Genomic DNA, 17,633 nt, shown 5'->3' with positions numbered 1-17,633 from the left:
TATGCAGTCTAAAACAAGGATTTGCCTGAAGCTCGCTGGGTCGGAGTGTACACTATGTATTGAATCCAGCAACTGTATTAGCATAGCCTATGCTCTAGATAAATACATGGAGGAGTGTGGAAGAGTCGACTTAGAACACATTGTAGCAGTAGAAGGCGGTAGAATACTTGGATTAAACGAAGTATTATGTGGAGAAAAAGAGATAACTGTGGTTAGACTGGTTAGAGGAGGCTGACTTCTATAATTAAAACCAGTTTACACAAACTCCCTATTAGTTAAACAATTAATCTCTACTTTCCTCTACCAAGATACTTCGCTATTATTTCTATGAGTGGCGAGAGAGACCTCGTCTGAATATATAGTCTACCAGGCCCTTCTACTTCAATTACAAATCCCTCTCCACCAAATAGAAACGATTTTAATCCTCCGAACTTTCTAATCTCCCATTTCAATCCATCATCCATTGCAACAAAGTGGAAGTTGTCGACTAGTACTCTCTCCCCTGGTTTTAATTCGACCTCTTCTATGGCACCATAGCTCGAAATCCAAACACCACCCCTACCCTCTGCTTTAAGCCATACGAGCTCTCCCTCTGCTATCAATCCTTTTAGTCCACGCCACGCTGTTGTTAAGTCAGTATCTCCATGGTGTGCAATATAGCTGGTATCCTGGATTACTAGTCCTCTATCGCCTTTTAACTCTACGTAGCTAATATCACCCGGTAGAGAGGGTGCAAACCATACTTCGCCTTGTTCTCTAGCATAATACGTATTTATAAAGAAGCTCTCCCCAGCAAGTGCTGTACGTAATAGGCTCTTAATTAATCCACCCTGAGCTCTAGTCTCAACTTGAATTCCACTACTCATATAGACCATGGCGCCTGGCTCGGCATAGACACGTTCTCCAGTATTCAACTTGATTTTAAAATTGAATATGCTGGTCTATATTCAACTTTCCACTCCATGTATAGATTCACCTCTCAATCAATACATAGTAATTTAATATTCACTGCTTTAAACATGATACAAATAGAAATAATTGTTAAAAAAGAGAAAGAGGGGAGATTGTTTTTACATTAGCTTTTACGTATAGCTCTACTCTTCATTGCTTCGTCAATTAATACTAGTATTCCGTTTATTATAAGATAAATGGCTATTAATATCGCTAGTAGATCTGGCTTTACAAAGATTAGTATACCAAAGATCAACATTATGATACCAATGAGTATTCTTGGTACACTTATACCTAAATACTTTTTGATTAGTTCGTCTACTCGCTTCTCCACATTCTCAACCTTCAAACAGTCTATCAAAATAAATATATTATGTTTTTACATATATATTTTTACATGTCCTTAGCTTTCAAAACATGATCTGGTCACAGGTTTTTGAATTATTTATATCTACATATATAGTTTGTTAAACTGGTGTCGGAGACTTATCAAGGGAGCAGTAGTATGAAGAAGTCTGTATTAAACAGAGAATTTACTGGTGTTTTAAAGACTAGTCTTCCACTTGTAGTAGTAGAGCTTGTTTCTAGTCTCTATTCTCTCACAGATACGTATTTTGTTAGTGGTTTGGGAGAGGAGGCTGTTGCCGCTGTTGGGATATCAATGTATCTCTTGATGTTTATACAGGCTTTTACTGCTTTGTTTACTACTCCGGCTATAGTGTATACTTCTCAGGGTGTTGGTGCAGGTAGATACATCGAGGCTCGTAGAGCTACTGGTGAGGCATTGTTTTATGGATTATTGTTTATACTTGGCTTGTCCATACTATTCTATTACTATTCACCACTACTCGTAATTGTACAGTCTGGTGTTAGAGGAATTACTTTTGAATATGCTGTTGCTTACCTTGGTGTGAGGGTTCTCGGCTTCCCCGTTCTACTATCTACAATGTTTATGGATTCAATGATTATTGCTTCTGGTAGAACAGTATACTCTATGATTGCAAACACTATTGGATTGTTGTTAAATATTGTATTAGACCCTCTCTTGATCTATGGACTATTCGGCCTCCCAAAACTAGGAGTTGTTGGTGCAGCATTAGCTACTGTAGTATCTAATGCAACTACTTTTCCAATTCAACTGTATTATCTTAGTAAAATAGGCTTGGTCCCCCTACTCAGCCCTCGAAACGGGTATTTAAAGAAAACACTGGAGTTGGGTTTACCAGCGCTGAGCGAGAGACTTGTTTTCTCGCTTGGAAACAACGTATATGCTGGCGTTGTAGCGAGACTTGGTAGTACAGTTATGGCTGCACACAATATTGGTCTTAGAATAGAGAGCTTGATCTACATGCCTGGCTTCGCGTTTTCGATGACTGCTGCATCAATGGTTGGTAGGAAAATAGGTAGTGGTAGTATCGAAGACGCGAAGAAAACAGGTTTAAACATTATTCTACTAGGCACTCTAGTGATGACTATACTTGGATTTATTATCGGTGTAGCTGGATACTATATTGCCGCGCCATTTTCTCCAAACGAAGAAGTTAGAAAACTAGCTTCTATATACCTCTTATACGCTGGGTTCAGCGAGCTGGGTTTGGGACTAGCAATGATTACAAGTGGTGCTCTACGGGGTGGCGGAAACACCCGCATACCAATGATTGTTAATATAGCTTCACTAATCTTAGTGAGAATTACACTATCACTACTACTCGCACCTAGCATTGGCCCGCATGGACCATGGCTGGCAATGTTTCTAGACGTATATACTAGGGGCTTTGCACTGATCACTATATACAAGTTCTATTTTGAAAAAATTACTCGTAGAGTTATCTAGGTTGTTTTTAATTATTCTTCAGTAAATCTATAAAATAACCAGTAAATCCATAGTTTTAGAGTGATATGGTAGAAAAGAGGTGTTTCAGGTGAAGTGGAAGGATTCAGCAAGTATTCTACTATTATTGTCTATTATTGGATTAGCTTCATACATAGCTTTAACAATGCAATCAGCCTATTGCAGTGCTTGTACTAGTGGCGTGGAATTCTATATGTATGGCAGAACCACTTGCCCTCATTGTCAGTCTCTAAAATCATTCTTCCAGCAATTCTTCCCAGACAACTACTATTTCTGTCCAATAGACCAATCACAAGAATGCTACAAAGTGTTTCTAGAATTTGCTGAAAAAGAATTAGTAGAAAAAGCCAATATGTCTCTTAATCAAATAGGCGTGCCGATAACACTCGTAGTAAGAACAAATAGTAGTGGCAAGTACATATTGGGTATTGTTATTGGTGCAGTAAAAATAACTGATTTCTGGAACACTCTATCCTGTAGTGAGCCAAGTGAAAATATATCAATATACTATGGAATAGAGAAAAAATACGAGCTACCAGTTGGCTCAGTAAACCACACTGTACTAGTAGATAGCTACATTATACACCTTGAGTCAAACAAGCAACAAGACAACTCCTGGATTCTAGCAGTTGGCTTAATAGGTGTTGTAGTAGTCGGTGTGATAATATACTTCTTTCTATCTAGAGCCCTTTAGTAATATACATCAACGTGGTTTTAGTCTATAAGATTTTTAAACCAAGGCCCTATATAAATGTATAATTGCAGAGTGGGGGAAATGAGTGGGCAGGACTCTATCGGTGCAGCTCTTGGCAGAGTAATAGTATATGCCATAATACTGGCAATAATACTGGGTGTAGTACACTGGTTTTTCACTCAGGGATTGGATTTAATAGTAGAAGCTACAAAACTCGAGGGATTATTAATACTGAGAGATTACGAGGCATATGTAGTTATAATAATAACTCTCGCACTGGGTTGGATGATCGTAAACGCTGTTGCAGGAGTATTCTACGCGATGCTAAAACCAAAATACGGTGCTTCAACAGCAGCCGCTGTTAGAAGCATGGTTAAAATACTTGGTCTCGGCGCTCTACTAGCAGGTATTGCTGGTGGAGTAGCTGGCGGCGCAGCTGGAGTAGCGCTAGGTGGATTTATAGGTTTAGTTGTAGGCTTCGCCACTCAGCAAGTACTTGGACAAGCAGTGGCAGGATTATTCATTTTACTGGCAAGACCATTCAAAATCGGAGACTTGGTTGACATTGCTGGTGAAAGCGAAGTAAGAGTAAAAGATATTTCAACAATGTTCACAATAGTGCAGAGAAAAGATGGTACAGAGGTATTAATACCAAGTAATATGATTGTTGGTGCAAAAATAGTTATTAGAGAGAGGAGTAAAGAATAGCTTTTTTCAGCATCTACTTCTCGCATTTTTAAACCTATTAAATCCTCTTTACTAGAATTATTATGTGATGATGAACCCAGGCGGAAATGAGTTTAATGATAGAATCAGCCTTAACCGAACTAATCTATTCAACATATACCACTTTATAACTAGTATATCCTTATAACTAGGTGGTTGGGGGTTAGATATTGATTATAATACACACTAGTGACTTACACCTCGTACCAAGCAATCTACACAATACAGTACTCGAAGAAGCCTACTACGAGGTATTAAATGAAATAAAAAACATAATATTAAACCAGGACTCTAAATACCTAGTTATACCAGGAGACTTCTTTGACGACGACAGTGTACACTATGATATATTAATTAAAACAGCGAGAATACTCAGAGAGCTCAGAGAGAAAGGAGTTAGAGTTGTTGTTTCACATGGCAACCACGACATTGCAAGAGGAGGTAGTGGAGTACTAGACCTACTCGCCAGCGTTGGATTAATACATTTAACACGCTTTGATGAAGCAATGAACTGGTTAATACTCCATCCACTAGTCTTTGAAGACGATAAAATAGTCTTTTACGGAGTACCCGGCTTCAGAGGTAGTAGTAACAAGGAGGTCGAATACTTTAAACAGGGTACTACAAAATTCAATGAAGCATCTAAGTATAGGGATTACATTGTAGTGGTTTTAGCACATATTCAAACAAAATTCTATGGATACGATCCATCAAGGTATTCTTGGAGATATGGTTCACTATACCTAGAATACGACGACTTCCTCAGGAGAACACCTGAAAATACAAAGTATATAGCACTAGGACACCTACACCTACCAATACCACAAGAAGAAGAATTCAAATCTAAAGCAGCATATCCTGGTGCACCAATAGGAATAGATGTAAATGATTTCCGAGAAACATACGAGTTGCTCAAGAAGAAAGCATATAGGAGAGTATTAATGGCTGATTTATCAAGCGACATACCCGTAATTAAAGCCATTAAACTAGAAAACACCCCTATAGTACACTACTACTCAACATATTCTAAATCAATTGAAGAACTCAGAAACCAGATTAAACAACAGCTCCTAGATATTGAACTAGGTAAATACACAATTCTACTTGTAGATGTAGAAAGCGATAAACTCACAAGTCAAGACATTGCAAAATTAAACCATGAGTTAAATAGAGAAGTAAAAGAGAAAAAAGTCTACATTAGAATAGGATTGAAAAACATTGAGAAAACACTTGAGGACAATATTAGAGTCGACGTAGAAGGATCACAGGATTTCTCTATCGATGAAATCGAATTCAAAGTAATACAGGAGTATGTATCCAAGAAAAAAATCAATATTCCAGCCGAGAAGATACAGTGGGTTATAAACTACCTCGGCAAAGACCTGGGACAACTCTCTGAAAAACACATTCAAGACTTGATACGTGAACTCCTAGGTGGTAGTGAATGAGCTATCTTGGTTTAGACGAGGCATCCTGGAAGCTGAAAGAGAAAATTAGAAAACTCGTTAAAGCCATGCATGAAGACTACATGAAAGCACATGAATCAAGTCTTGTTGAATTGAGAGAAAAAGTATTTAGAGAATACTATAGTATCTCTCCTATACCTTTAATTGAACAATCAAAAAACATTATATTTGTAGATGCCGGCTTCCACAGTGTTAAAACAAGCGTGCTACATTTCTTCACGGTGTGTTTTGGAAGCGTGGTTAGAACTCCAGGGAAAGAACTCAAATATACGGGTCAACTAGGAGAATACGACTTCCCCGAGATAGTCTTCATGTATGGTAGATGGGGCGAGAAAGATGGAAAACCATGGTTTACAATTAGAATAATTCCACTCACAGATTCAAACCTGTTGTTTACGAGTGAAAGAGCTGAACGCATATCAACTCGTTTAACAAATCACGTAAACCAGAGGCTTGAAGTTGTTGCCGGTGAAAAAAGCCTTAGAAAACTATATGATTTATTCTCGGATGCAATGGAGTATTTAGAGGGACTGCTAGAAATAGCTTATGGACTAGCCACACTGAAAATCACCGGGGACTCTATACTAGTAGTTGATGGAGCGCTTTCAAGGTGGTTTACAATTAAAAGCAATATTAAAATACTTGGATTCGACATACTCGACGTATTATCTATTGTTTTAGATGGCTTGTATACAAGCGATAGTATTCAAAGTGAACTAGAGAGGAGGGTTTATGGATTAATAAAGAGACCTAAATTAACAGCATTGGCGAGAGCTTATAGTTTATTTAGAGGGTACGGTGACAGTCAGCTGGGATTATTTGGCTATCCAACAAGAGAATCGGTTGAAAAAGCAGTTGAAGTAATAAATAGAGAAGTTAAACCTAGATATAGCAAATCTCTTCTCAAAGAAACCATTTTATTATTCAATAGAAACGCGTCTCCAAGTAGAGATTTATGGATAACAAGATTTCCATTGACAACGGATGGTGATACTATACTATTCCTTGAAGCATATACTAGAAAACCAGTTATTGAATACAATTCAAAACAAAATAAAATAACAGCTAATGGAGATGCAGCCGAAGAAGTCAGCAGTAGAGTTAAAGTAGATATTGGTGAAATAATGGCTTATCGGAGTAGAATACGGGGCCTTCCACCATACGGATTCATGGAAATAGATGAAAAAGTACGTATTGATACACAAATAGCACACATGATAGAAGACATGATAGTAGAAGTAATCCGTGAAGAAATAGGCAGAGAGGGGCATCCACTAGAACAGCTGTTTGGATTGACTAGAAAAATGCGTCTTGGATACCAGTTTTAAACGGTTTTTAAACAAGTAGCTTTATCGAGGGGGTTTGATTGAGTGAAATAGGCTCTGTAGCTGGATGGGAAAACGAGAAGGTAGTCGTAGCTATTAGTAAAGAGTATTATCCCTCATTTGGAGATCTACTATATACACACATTGTCGGCCCAGATGGGTCAAAGAGGACTATTGTAATGGAAGTAGTTGGAATGAGTGGTTCAGGCCCTAGCCACATATCAAAACTAGCTCCTACCTCGTTATCAACATTACTAGAGTCTAGTTCATATGCTAAGGCAAGGCTCTTTCTAGAAATAAAATACATTAGTAATGGAGAAGTAGAAGTTACAAAGGCCTCACGACCACCTAAAATAGGGCTACCAGTATACCTAGTGAAAAGTGGAGATAGATACTCGGAAGATATAATTGGATATATCAGTAAGTACAGTGCTAGACCAGATAGCAAAAACCCCGTTGGATTATTCGTTTTAAGGTCTGGTATAGCACACAGTAGATCTGACGAGCAAGAAAGACACTTTATAAATGCCGTCTTCAAAGTAGACTTGGATAGAATGCTAGCTAAACATGTTTTGATAACTGGACAGACTGGTTCTGGTAAGACAACTGGTTTAAAGGGGTGGCTGATAAAGTATGCATTGGAATCAAATAGTAGAATTGGCTGGCTAGTAATAGATAGACACGGCGAGTACATGCCACCCGAGGGATACGTTAAAAACGAGTTCTCTGGCCTCTTAGTAGACGCTGTTAAAACTAATCCATTACTTAACAGCTCAACGATCCGCTCATATAAATTCACTATTAAAACACTAAGGAGTACCAATTCAGCAAACATCCCCGGACTACTCGACACATACCAGGGAGCAATAGCAGCTAGAAGTATATCATTCGCCGACTTCGCAGCTCTCGAAGAAGTAGGAGATAAAGTAGGAGTAGCCGAGGAATTCATAAACACTATAATTGAATTACTAAAGGCATTAGAAGAACCAGTAGAGAATAAACACGGCCAGATAACAAAGAAAGAACAAGTAAAAATAGAAAATATCGACGAGTTAATTACAGGAGAGAATGCCGAGGAAGCAACTGGAAACATGCTTGCCTTAATACCCCTCCTCGTAGAGAACTTGGTAAAATACGAGGGTGTTGGATTACCAAGAGATAAGAAGTCTGGACTACACAAACTCCTACTTGATAGGGGTGTAGATGCTAAAACCGCTAGAATGCTTAGAAGACTAGTATTGAATGTAATGAACTGGACCACTAGGCTGAAAACTGTTAATGGAAGACGAATAGTTGTACTTGATGATTCAATGAGCGTGATCAAGGTATCTCCAACACTCAAAAACCCCGAGCAGTTAGCATGTCTACTCGAAGCTATTATAGGGGCAATTGAGCAAACTCATGGTAGTCCATCACAAGCAAAATATCCATGGAGGGGTATATGCCAAGAGAAAACAATTAGTCTAGAGGTAGAAGACGGTATTGAATTATCTGAAATAGTTGATAGTGTTGACCGTGGCGATATTGTAATACTAGATGTATCGCAACTGCCCCCGGCACAAGCAGATCTGGTTTCACTAACTGTGACTCGTAGACTGTTTGAAAAGAGACTTAGTAGTGGAGTAGAAGAATCACAGAGTAAACCAGTTGTAGCTATTGTATCAGAAGAAGCACCACTATATCTAAGTCCCGAGAGAGTTAATTCTCCGTTTAATCCATTCGCTAGGGTTGCAAGAGAGGGTAGAAAGTTTAGAATTGGCCTGGTTGCAATAACACAACTAGCTACAATGATCGAGAAGCAGCTACTAGCAAACTTTAACACTCTAGTAGTATTGAGGACGAGGAGTAGTTCTGACCTAGCTTTCTTCAACGATATAGGGATACCAGTAGAAACACTTCCATACCTGGGTGATAGAGAATGCTTTATCTACTCGCCAGACCTCCCGATAAAAGAACCGATTCCAGCATATATACCGGGATGGTTTGACCTCGTAAAACAAGTCTACGAGAAAGTTGAAAATGAAAATAGAGGTTTTAAAGTTCCAAGAGAACTCATAGAAGACGGAGAAGAGTAGAGGGCGTCTACGTGAAAATACTGGGAGTATACTTAGAAAACATTAGAAGCTACAAGAAAACAGTAGTAGTTTTCCCGCCAAGAGGAATTACAGTAATACACGGTGAAATAGGCAGTGGAAAAACTAGTTTACTAATGGCAATTGAATTCGCACTACTTGGTCTCAGTGGAACCGGTTCAAGTGGTGTTTTCGACGCTTATAAACAGCCTAAAGGAGCAGATCTTTTAAGAGTTGATAGTAGCTGGGGGCGTGTAAAACTCCTAGTTCAAATAGGTAGAGATAAACTATACATTATTGAGAGGAGAATAGAAAAGAAGGGCAATAGCTACGATGCTACTGTTGGCGTGGTAGAAGAAGCTGTAATTGAAAACGATGTGGTTAAACCAGTCGGCAAGAAGCTATTTACATCTCGTAGTGAACTAGATGACTACATACTGAGCATTCTTGGAATAAGAGAGAAAAAGAAAGCGCGTGCTACACCACTAGTTTTCACTACGGCAATCTATATACCGCAATTCAACGTCCAAGAAGTACTAACACTAGATAAAGACAGGAGAATAGAGATAATAGAGAGGGCGCTTGGACTAGATAAATACAAGTTATTTAAAACAAATACCAGTACACTCCTCGATAAACTCAGAAGAGAAAAAATACAGGGATTAGAGAGAGAACTTGAAAGCATGCGTAGAATACTACGAGGTAGAAACAAAGAACAGTTATTGAGAGATAGAGAAGAAAAACAAAAAGTCCTCGACGAATTGAAGAGAGAAAGAGATAGAATAGAACAAGGATTAAAAACAATAGAGAAGAAGCGCGAAGAAGTAATCAATCAAATAAGACTAGTCGAGAAAAGGAAAAACGAGTTATCAACTGTGAAGAAGACGTACGAAGAGAAAAACAGCGAACTAGTAAAAACCGAGAAAGAACTCCAACTACTACTAAACGAGTATGAAACACAAGCCAGCCTCGAAGAATTAATCAACCAGTTAAACACCAGACTACAGCAACTAGAAGAGAAAAAGAAAGAGTTGAACAATAAACTACTCGAAGTAGAGAAAAAAGAAGAGGAAATAGTAAAGAAAATAGAAGAGAAAAACAATCAATTATCTGAAATCCTAGTTAGAAAAACAAAAATTGAAGAAGGAGTAAATGCAAAGAAGAAAGAAAGAGATAAACTCTTAAACGAGAGAAACCGAGTAAACAAGTTGATCGAAGAGGGTATATGTCCTGTTTGTGGACAGAGAATTCCACATGAACATGGAAGAAAACTCCTAGAAGAAATAGAGAGAAATATAGAGAGTATAAACAACGAAATAGAAGAAATGGAGAAGCAAATAAGAGAAATACAAAGCACTCTATTGATTGTTAAAGAAGAAGCAAGAAAACTACTAGGAGAGAGAGAACAAGTTGTACGTGAAAGACAAAACATAATGAGAGAAATAAGTAGAATAGACGAAGAAGCCAGAATACTAACAAGCAAACAGACGCGTATAGACCTACTATTAAAACAGAGAAACCGAATCCTCGAAGAACTATTAAAAATAAATATTAAGCAGGTCGAGGAAGAAATACACAGCCTCGAAGAACAAATCAAGAAGTATGAAGAAGAACGGGTCAACCTAGAATCCACAATTAAACAATTGTATTCAAAACTCAGAGATATAGATAGAGAAATAGGAAGCGTGGAGCAAGCTATTAAAAACATTGAGAAAGAAATAAATGAAATCGAGAGAATTAACCGTGAAATCCAAGAACTAGAAAGAGAAAAGAAGAAATACGAGGAGTTAAAAGGAAAACTCGAAGCAATTCAGAGTATTGTAGACGACGTCGAGAAAACAGTTATGAAAATACTTGTAGACGAGTTTAGAACATACTTCTACAACTTCCTCTCGAAACTCGTTGGAGACCAGCCAGTTGAAGTAGTAGTAACAGATGATTTTGGAGTTCAACCAAAAATAAGGATTGGCGGTACAACATACAGTGTTTCATCGCTAAGTGGAGGACAGAGTATTGCCGTCAGCCTCGCATATAGACTCGCATTGAACATGATTGTCAGAACGTATTCTCAATCACTTAGAAGAGCTGTATTAATACTAGACGAGCCAACAACTGGTTTTAGTAGGGAAATCGTAAATAGATTGAGAAGTGTTTTGAAAGAAGCTAGTGGAAGAAATGGACAAGTACTCGTTGTTACACACGACAGAGAATTAATAGATGCAGGAGATTGTAGATTAAAACTCTCACTTGACCCAATAGAACACAAAACAATTATTGAATACAGAGATGGAGAGTGCACTCATACAAGTCAGGCTTATAGGGAATTCGTTGAAAAAGCATTGTTGAGTGGTTTTATAAAGCCTACTACACTACCCTTTTAAAAACTAGTTTTCAGAGTTGTTTTTCCAATTGAAACGGGTTTGGTAGGAGTTCTCTGAGGTTTTTAACAACGTATTTCCCTGTTTTCACACTATACATTATTATTGTTGCCTCAGGGTTGAATTCAGCTATTACTTGTCTACATGCTCCACAGGGTGGTATGGGTTCCTCGAGATCTGTAACCACCGCGACTGTTATGGGTTTACGGTCTCCACCAGTAATCATTGCCGTAATAGCTGTTCTCTCAGCGCATATTGTTAATCCATAACTAGCGTTTTCAACGTTTACTCCCAGATACACTCTACCTGTATCTGTTAGTACTGCTGATGCAACATGAATGTTACTATATGGTGCATAACTATTCTTTAATACTTTTGATGCTTCTTCAACTAGTTTAAAAAGTGTTTCTTTATTTAACTCCTGCATTCTTATCCCTATTCTACTTGTTTAATTCCAATAATGTATATTTCGTCGTCTATATCCCATTCTTCAACTAGTCCATCGAAGTCTTTGATTTCATCTCTACTACTTGTAACTAGTAGTTCTACTGATCGTGTTTCATTTGCTATGTATTCTTTCTTTAATAGTATTAGTTCTTGTTTGTCTTGTGGTGTAACTATCACGGTTTTTATTTTTTCTGTTAGCGGGAGATCTAGTTTCTTCCTCATAACTTGTACTCGTCTAATTATATCTCTAGCTAGTCCCTCTGCTTGTTCTTCTATTGTTAACCTTGTATCTAGTGCTACAACACCATATTTGAAGTCTTCTACGAGGAAGCCCTCTACATAATAAGGAGTGATTTCAACGTCTTCGTTTACTAATACTACTTCTACACCGTCAATTACTGTCTTGTATTCGCCTTTACTCATAATGTCTCGTGCAATAGTGTCAGAGTTCTCCTCAATGTATACTACTAGTTTTTTAACTATAGACTTGTATTTGGGTCCCAATACCTTGTATTTTGGTTTTACATTGTACTTTGTGATTTCTGCTAGTTCACGGGCTTCTAATACCTCAATGTATTTAGCGTTACAAGAGAATTTTAATACATCTACGAGTTTACTAATAGCTTCTTTTACCTCGGGGTTGTCAGTGTAGACTATTAGTCTTCTAACTGGCTGTCTTAGTTTGAGGCCGGCTTTCATTCTTGCACTTGAAGCTGCTTTAAAGATGTCTCTGGCGATCTCCATGTATTCTTCTAGTTTTTCATCAATGTATTCTCTTTCTACACTTGGGTAGTCGAGGAGGTGTATTGATTCAACTCCATAGTAGTTTCTAAGTAGTGCTTGGTAAATGTATTCTGTTATAAATGGCGTTATTGGTGCTAGTAGTCTCAGTATTCTATCTAGTATGTAGAATAGTGTTGCATAAGCTGTTATTTTCTCTGGAGTGTTTTCCTCGATCCATACTCTGGGTCTTATTAGCCTGATGTACCAGTGGCTTAGGTCTTCAATTATAAACTCTCTTATCATTCTCGTCGCTGTTGGAATATCGTATTTCTCCATTGCTTCATCTACTTTTCTAACTAGGTTGTTTACTCTACTCAATATCCACTTGTCTTCTATTTTCAATTGATCTCTGTATTTCTTTAAGGGGTCTAATCGTGGATTGTATGCATCTAGATCCATGTATGTCTTAGCGAATACTGAGATATTCCAGAGTATTGAGAGGTCTCTTCTAGCTTCTTCTAGCTCCCTCCATGAAAACTTTACATCCTCCCATATAGTGTTTCCTAGTAGCCAGAATCTAAGTGGGTCTCTTCCAATTCTACTTATTGCTTCATCTGTTCCAACGTAGTTACCTAGACTTTTATGCATTTCTCTACCTTGCTCGTCTAGCATAAATCCGTGAACTAATACTGTTTTATAGGGGGTTGAACCAAATGCTAGTACTCCTGATCTGAGTAGTGAGAAGAACCACCCTCTGATCTGGTCGTGTCCTTCTACTATGAAGTCTGTTGGAGTAAAACCACCCTTCTTTTCTGGGTGTCCTATAGAGGCGTAGAAAGACACACCACTATCCATCCACACATCTGCTACATCTGGTACACGGCGCATTTCCAGACCGCAGACAGGGCATTTAAATGTAATATTGTCTATCCATGGTCTATGTAAATCTACTGGTATTACTCCGGAATACTTGTATAGTTCTTCTATGCTTCCAACAACTACTCTGTGTCCATTGGGACACAGCCATATTGGTAGAGGTGTACCCCAATACCTCTGTCTCGAGATAACCCAGTCTTGTATGTTATCTAGTATATTCATGAGTCTTGTAAGAGCCCATTCTGGAATCCAGTTGACTTTGGAAGCTTCTTTCTTTAATTCATCTTTGATTTTTGAAACTTTTATTATCCATTGCCTGGTAGCTCGTAGTATAACTGGTGTTTTACACCTCCAGCAAACGGGGTATCTGTGTGTAATACTTGAAGAGTGTATTAATGCACCTCGCTCCTCTAGGTCTTTAATTATATACTTGTTTGCTTCTCTAACGTATAACCCCTTGTATACACCAGCTTCTTCTGTAAACCTGCCTTCATCATCTACTGGTGAAACAACTGTTTCTACCAGGTTATTCTTTAATGCTACATCGTAGTCTTCAAATCCATGGCCGGGTGCAGCGTGGACGAGCCCTGTACCCTCGTTCATTGATACGTATTCACTCGTTGTTATTACTCGGTGATATTTGCTTACTTTTTCTTGTAGTGGTATTAAATCTGTGAGTGGATGGATATAAGTATACTTTGTGAGATCCGAGCCCTTCAATCTCTCTACAACCGTGTACTCTGAAATTCCTACTTCCTTTGTAAAGGCTTCTAGTCTCTTCTCGGCTAGAATCCAGTAATCACTGCCTACTTTGATTTTTACATAGTATTCGTCGGGATGGGCCATTACAAATACGTTTGCTGGTAGAGTCCACGGAGTTGTAGTCCAGATTACTAGGTATGTGTTTTCTTCTTCTCTCACTGGGAATTTAACGTATATGCTTGGATCAGATAATTCCTTATACTCTACTTCGTATTCTGCAAGAGTAGTTGAGCATCGAGGACACCAGTATACAACACGATACTCCGACTCTAAAAGACCTTTCTCATCGGCCTTTTTTACAAGCCACCATTCTGCCTCGATATACTCGTTTTTGAATGTAAGGTATGGGTTGTCCCAGTCCATGAATACTCCTAGTTCCTTGAACCACTTTGTCATAGCTGTTAGATTGTTTAGTGCAAATCTCTTGCATTCCTCGATGAATTTGTCAACTCCGATTTTCTCTTCTATTTCCTTTTTTACTTTTACACCTAGTTTCTGCTCTACTTTGACTTCTATTGGTAATCCATGACAATCGTATCCAGGTGTATCGTTTACATTAAAGCCCTTCATTCTCTTATATCGTAGAACAGCGTCTTTGAGTGATTTATTCCATGCTGTTCCAATATGTGGAATATCACCTGATGGATAGGGTGGGCCGTCAATGAAGTTGAATAGTCTGGGGCTACTCTCGGCTTTCTTCTTGACTAATTTATATATATGTGCCTCCTCCCAGTATTTTTTAACTGCGTCTTCTACTCTATGCGGGTCGTAGTTACCAGTCAGCTTCCAGTCAGTGTTCAAGATCACACCCTACTCCTAGAGCTAAACTAGAATTAAAATAAAAAGCATAGGCTTATTATACTATACTAGCTAAAGAGTATAAAGTATATTATTGCTAGTAATACAATGATCACTACTATACTATATACTAGAAAGTATTTAAATCCGAGTTTTACAAGTAGTTTTGCATACGAGAATATTTGTTTAGAACCTAGTTTAGAAGTACCCCTCTCTCTACCTCTAAATGTAAATGGTACTTCACATATTCTCCTGGGTTTTGTAGAGGCTATTATTTCAACGAGTGCTTTATAACCTCTTGGTTCAATAGGCTTCCACTTCTCAATTATTTCTCTACGAAGAGCAAAAAAACCGCTGACAGGATCTTTTACTCTTCTACACTCTGGAATGAGGAGTCTTGCTCCCAATATTGCACCTTTAGATATGATTTCTCTAGTTAAACTCCAATTTTCTATTTTACCGCCTTTTACGTATCTAGAAGCTACTACTAAATCACATTCTTTTAATTTTGCGAGGAGTTCTGGAACTAGTTCTGGAGGATGTTGAAAGTCGGCGTCCATTACCACTAGGTATTCTCCACTAGCAGTTTTAAAACCATCATATATAGCTGAAGTCAACCCCAGCCTACCTGGCCTCTTTACTACTTTAACTGGGTAGGTCTTGCTGAGTGCTTCTGCTACATGAGCTGTTCCATCCGGGGAGTTGTCGTCTACTACTATTATTTCATAATCGTATCCAGCTTCGCTCAGTATAGCTCCTAGTTTCCAAATAATTTTATCTATGTTTTCCCTCTCATTGTATGTGGGGAGGATTACTGATACCTTCACCATGGAGTAAAACCTCGATTAAAAACTATTTTCCTGGAATTAATGATAGGTAGGTGAGGGTTTTCTCTCTTCCAAGTAGTGATAGTAGTGGTGCTGCTCTTGGACCACTTGGCTTGCCAACGAAGACCAGGTAGAAGTACTCGTATAGCTTCTTTACTTCTTCTTTTGAGAGTTTTGATGTAACAGTCATTAAGGCGTTTTTAATTGCTTCTTCACTCCACTCTGGTAGAGAAGATAGGTTTTCATATATTTCTCTCAGTAGACTGGCTACTTCAACTGGTACTTCACTAGCATATTTCATTGCTTCTTCAATAGTGTTTAATTTAAACTTTATGTCTGGTGTTCCATGTTTTAATACCCAGTTGTATGCTTTGGGAATTGTTTCTAGTATTCTTTGAACACCGTATTCTGTTGGGTTTTCGGGTAGGTGTCTACTCGCTTTTAACCTGGTTATTGCCTCTTCAAACCACTTCTCTCTTGGAATTATTTGTGCTAGTATAGCTAGGTGTAGGTATGGTACTTGTTCGGGTGGTTCTTTTGGAGGTGTTCCACGTGGATAGCTTAACTCGTAGCTTCTAGACAATAATACTTGTTCTTCCTCGTTTAGTGCTTTTTCCAGTCCATAATAGATCCGCTCTGCTCTGAAGTACTGGTTGTAGTATTGCGGTACTTCGTGAAGCCCAACAGTGATTTTCTTCATTGGCGGTGTCTTTAATACTATAAATCTAAATATGTGTGGATGGGCTACTTCAAGCCATTCACGAGGCGAGAAGCCCAGGAAGTCGCTACTACCCATATCCATTACTCTTCCATCTGGTGTTCTCAATTCAACCCATTCGTAGGGGAGGCCTTCTGGAGGCGTTAATTTATAGACGTTTACTGCGAGGTCTACACAGCTATCTCTACTTCCACCTGGCATTGCGTGATCCTTGCCAAATGGCTCGAAGTCTACTCCTAGAACCCACCATACTCCAACCCACTCGATTCTCCACATTAGTTTTCCATTGTCGATGGTGGTTATGCCTCTATGTCCACAGTGTTCACACATGTATTCAACGTGTTCTTCATCTACTACTCTTATCGTCTCGGTTGTATCTATTCTACCACACTTCTCGCATACTGGCTCAAAGGGTATCCAGTTTTCAGGGTATGGCTTTCTACCCCTGTATTTATTGACGATTTTTCTGACATCGTCTTTTTTCTCAATAGTTAACTTGACGAATTCTTTGAATTTACCTCTATACATTTCTGTTGTAGTTACTACTTCTATTTCACCATCGGTAAACTCTTTTATGAATGGGCCGAAATCGGACCAGTAGTGTTCAACCCAGTTTGAATGGCATTTCTTCGGGTCTGGTACTCTTATCAGTGGCCAGCCCTTATACTTTTCTCCCTCGGTTTTTTCCCCGAAAGCTAGTACTTGTGCTTCTTTGCCCTTCCACGCGTCTTGTGTGTATAGTGTGAGGTATTGTTTTATTTTGAGTCCTCTTGCTGTGAGTAGTTTGCGTAGTGTTTCAGCGATAATGATTTCTCCTCTCAATCTACCAACGTGTTGAAGTCCTGAAACCGATAATCCACCGTTAAATACGTATACTTCTTTACCTCTCTTTTTGAGTTTTTCGTATAATTCATCTGCGAGTTCATCAATCCAGTGTCTTGTCATTGGCGCACCTCTGCTATTTATACACGTGAACGTATTATAAGACTGGTTAAAATACAAATACTTTTAAGTATGT

The 17,633-nt window shown here is 38.5% G+C and carries 14 protein-coding genes; 8 read left to right on the top strand and 6 right to left on the bottom strand.

The features are described 5' to 3' along the window. Position 1 precedes the first annotated feature (1 nt). On the top strand, positions 2-235 hold the full coding sequence (locus ACZ5YP_RS07755) for a hypothetical protein (protein ID WP_464835172.1): 234 nt from the start codon (positions 2-4) through the stop codon (positions 233-235). 55 nt (positions 236-290) lie between these two features. Here ACZ5YP_RS07755 and ACZ5YP_RS07750 read toward each other — a convergent pair whose 3' ends face one another. Together ACZ5YP_RS07750 and ACZ5YP_RS07745 are read right to left on the bottom strand one after the other, a co-directional pair. Beyond that, the gene (locus ACZ5YP_RS07750; protein ID WP_464835171.1) at positions 291-866 is read right to left on the bottom strand and encodes a TIGR00266 family protein; all 576 of its coding nucleotides are present in this window, start codon (positions 864-866) and stop codon (positions 291-293) included. Positions 867-1,075: 209 nt separating this feature from the next. Further along, the gene (locus ACZ5YP_RS07745) at positions 1,076-1,285 is read right to left on the bottom strand and encodes a DUF3096 domain-containing protein (protein ID WP_464835170.1); all 210 of its coding nucleotides are present in this window, start codon (positions 1,283-1,285) and stop codon (positions 1,076-1,078) included. Between the two features lie 171 nt (positions 1,286-1,456). On the opposite strand from ACZ5YP_RS07745, the gene ACZ5YP_RS07740 reads away from it, so the two are divergent. The 7 genes from ACZ5YP_RS07740 (at position 1,457) to ACZ5YP_RS07710 (ending at position 11,467) form a co-directional block, all read left to right on the top strand. Then, positions 1,457-2,785 carry an MATE family efflux transporter gene (locus ACZ5YP_RS07740; protein ID WP_464835169.1) on the top strand — a complete coding sequence of 443 codons (1,329 nt, stop codon included), beginning with the start codon at positions 1,457-1,459 and terminating at the stop codon, positions 2,783-2,785. An 88-nt stretch (positions 2,786-2,873) separates the two neighbouring features. Further along, positions 2,874-3,497, top strand: coding sequence for a thioredoxin domain-containing protein (locus ACZ5YP_RS07735; protein WP_464835168.1), 624 nt, complete (start codon positions 2,874-2,876; stop codon positions 3,495-3,497). Between the two features lie 81 nt (positions 3,498-3,578). Beyond that, complete coding sequence (locus tag ACZ5YP_RS07730; protein ID WP_464835167.1) at positions 3,579-4,205, top strand: mechanosensitive ion channel domain-containing protein; 627 nt, start codon at positions 3,579-3,581, stop codon at positions 4,203-4,205. A gap of 188 nt (positions 4,206-4,393) precedes the next feature. Next, positions 4,394-5,671, top strand: coding sequence for a metallophosphoesterase family protein (locus tag ACZ5YP_RS07725; protein WP_464835166.1), 1,278 nt, complete (start codon positions 4,394-4,396; stop codon positions 5,669-5,671). Beyond that, positions 5,668-7,017, top strand: a complete 1,350-nt coding sequence (locus ACZ5YP_RS07720) for a hypothetical protein (RefSeq protein ID WP_464835165.1) — start codon at positions 5,668-5,670, stop codon at positions 7,015-7,017. The genes ACZ5YP_RS07725 and ACZ5YP_RS07720 overlap by 4 nt, the downstream gene beginning before the upstream one ends. Positions 7,018-7,055: 38 nt before the next feature. Continuing rightward, the gene (locus ACZ5YP_RS07715) at positions 7,056-9,089 is read left to right on the top strand and encodes an ATP-binding protein (RefSeq protein WP_464835164.1); all 2,034 of its coding nucleotides are present in this window, start codon (positions 7,056-7,058) and stop codon (positions 9,087-9,089) included. Between the two features lie 11 nt (positions 9,090-9,100). Continuing rightward, entirely contained in the window at positions 9,101-11,467 is a 2,367-nt protein-coding gene (locus ACZ5YP_RS07710) for a hypothetical protein (RefSeq protein ID WP_464835163.1), read from the top strand. A 10-nt stretch (positions 11,468-11,477) separates the two neighbouring features. On the opposite strand, the gene cdd is transcribed toward ACZ5YP_RS07710, so the two are convergent. The 4 genes from cdd to lysS all read right to left on the bottom strand — a co-directional run bounded on the left by cdd (position 11,478) and on the right by lysS (position 17,560). Further along, positions 11,478-11,891: a cytidine deaminase gene (gene cdd / locus ACZ5YP_RS07705; protein ID WP_464835162.1), complete on the bottom strand. Its 414-nt coding sequence runs from the start codon at positions 11,889-11,891 to the stop codon at positions 11,478-11,480. An 8-nt stretch (positions 11,892-11,899) separates the two neighbouring features. Then, positions 11,900-15,073: an isoleucine--tRNA ligase gene (gene ileS / locus ACZ5YP_RS07700; protein ID WP_464835161.1), complete on the bottom strand. Its 3,174-nt coding sequence runs from the start codon at positions 15,071-15,073 to the stop codon at positions 11,900-11,902. A gap of 65 nt (positions 15,074-15,138) precedes the next feature. Further along, the gene (locus ACZ5YP_RS07695; protein WP_464835160.1) at positions 15,139-15,900 is read right to left on the bottom strand and encodes a polyprenol monophosphomannose synthase; all 762 of its coding nucleotides are present in this window, start codon (positions 15,898-15,900) and stop codon (positions 15,139-15,141) included. Positions 15,901-15,922: 22 nt separating this feature from the next. After that, the gene (lysS, locus tag ACZ5YP_RS07690) at positions 15,923-17,560 is read right to left on the bottom strand and encodes a lysine--tRNA ligase (RefSeq protein ID WP_464835159.1); all 1,638 of its coding nucleotides are present in this window, start codon (positions 17,558-17,560) and stop codon (positions 15,923-15,925) included. Positions 17,561-17,633 lie beyond the last annotated feature (73 nt).

This window comes from Sulfophobococcus zilligii (assembly GCF_055398255.1).
The sequence above is the reverse complement of the archived record's forward strand: the minus strand, read 5'-3'. Positions and strand labels throughout refer to the sequence as shown.

Excerpts from the sequence above, each read along its gene's own strand:
- cdd (WP_464835162.1), bottom strand. The coding sequence starts at position 11,891 with ATGCAGGAGTTAAATAAAGAAACACTTTTTAAACTAGTTGAAGAAGCA.
- ACZ5YP_RS07720 (WP_464835165.1), top strand. The coding sequence starts at position 5,668 with ATGAGCTATCTTGGTTTAGACGAGGCATCCTGGAAGCTGAAAGAGAAA.
- ACZ5YP_RS07750 (WP_464835171.1), bottom strand. The coding sequence starts at position 866 with ATGAGTAGTGGAATTCAAGTTGAGACTAGAGCTCAGGGTGGATTAATT.
- ACZ5YP_RS07740 (WP_464835169.1), top strand. The coding sequence starts at position 1,457 with ATGAAGAAGTCTGTATTAAACAGAGAATTTACTGGTGTTTTAAAGACT.
- ACZ5YP_RS07755 (WP_464835172.1), top strand. The coding sequence starts at position 2 with ATGCAGTCTAAAACAAGGATTTGCCTGAAGCTCGCTGGGTCGGAGTGT.
- ACZ5YP_RS07730 (WP_464835167.1), top strand. The coding sequence starts at position 3,579 with ATGAGTGGGCAGGACTCTATCGGTGCAGCTCTTGGCAGAGTAATAGTA.
- ACZ5YP_RS07695 (WP_464835160.1), bottom strand. The coding sequence starts at position 15,900 with ATGGTGAAGGTATCAGTAATCCTCCCCACATACAATGAGAGGGAAAAC.
- lysS (WP_464835159.1), bottom strand. The coding sequence starts at position 17,560 with ATGACAAGACACTGGATTGATGAACTCGCAGATGAATTATACGAAAAA.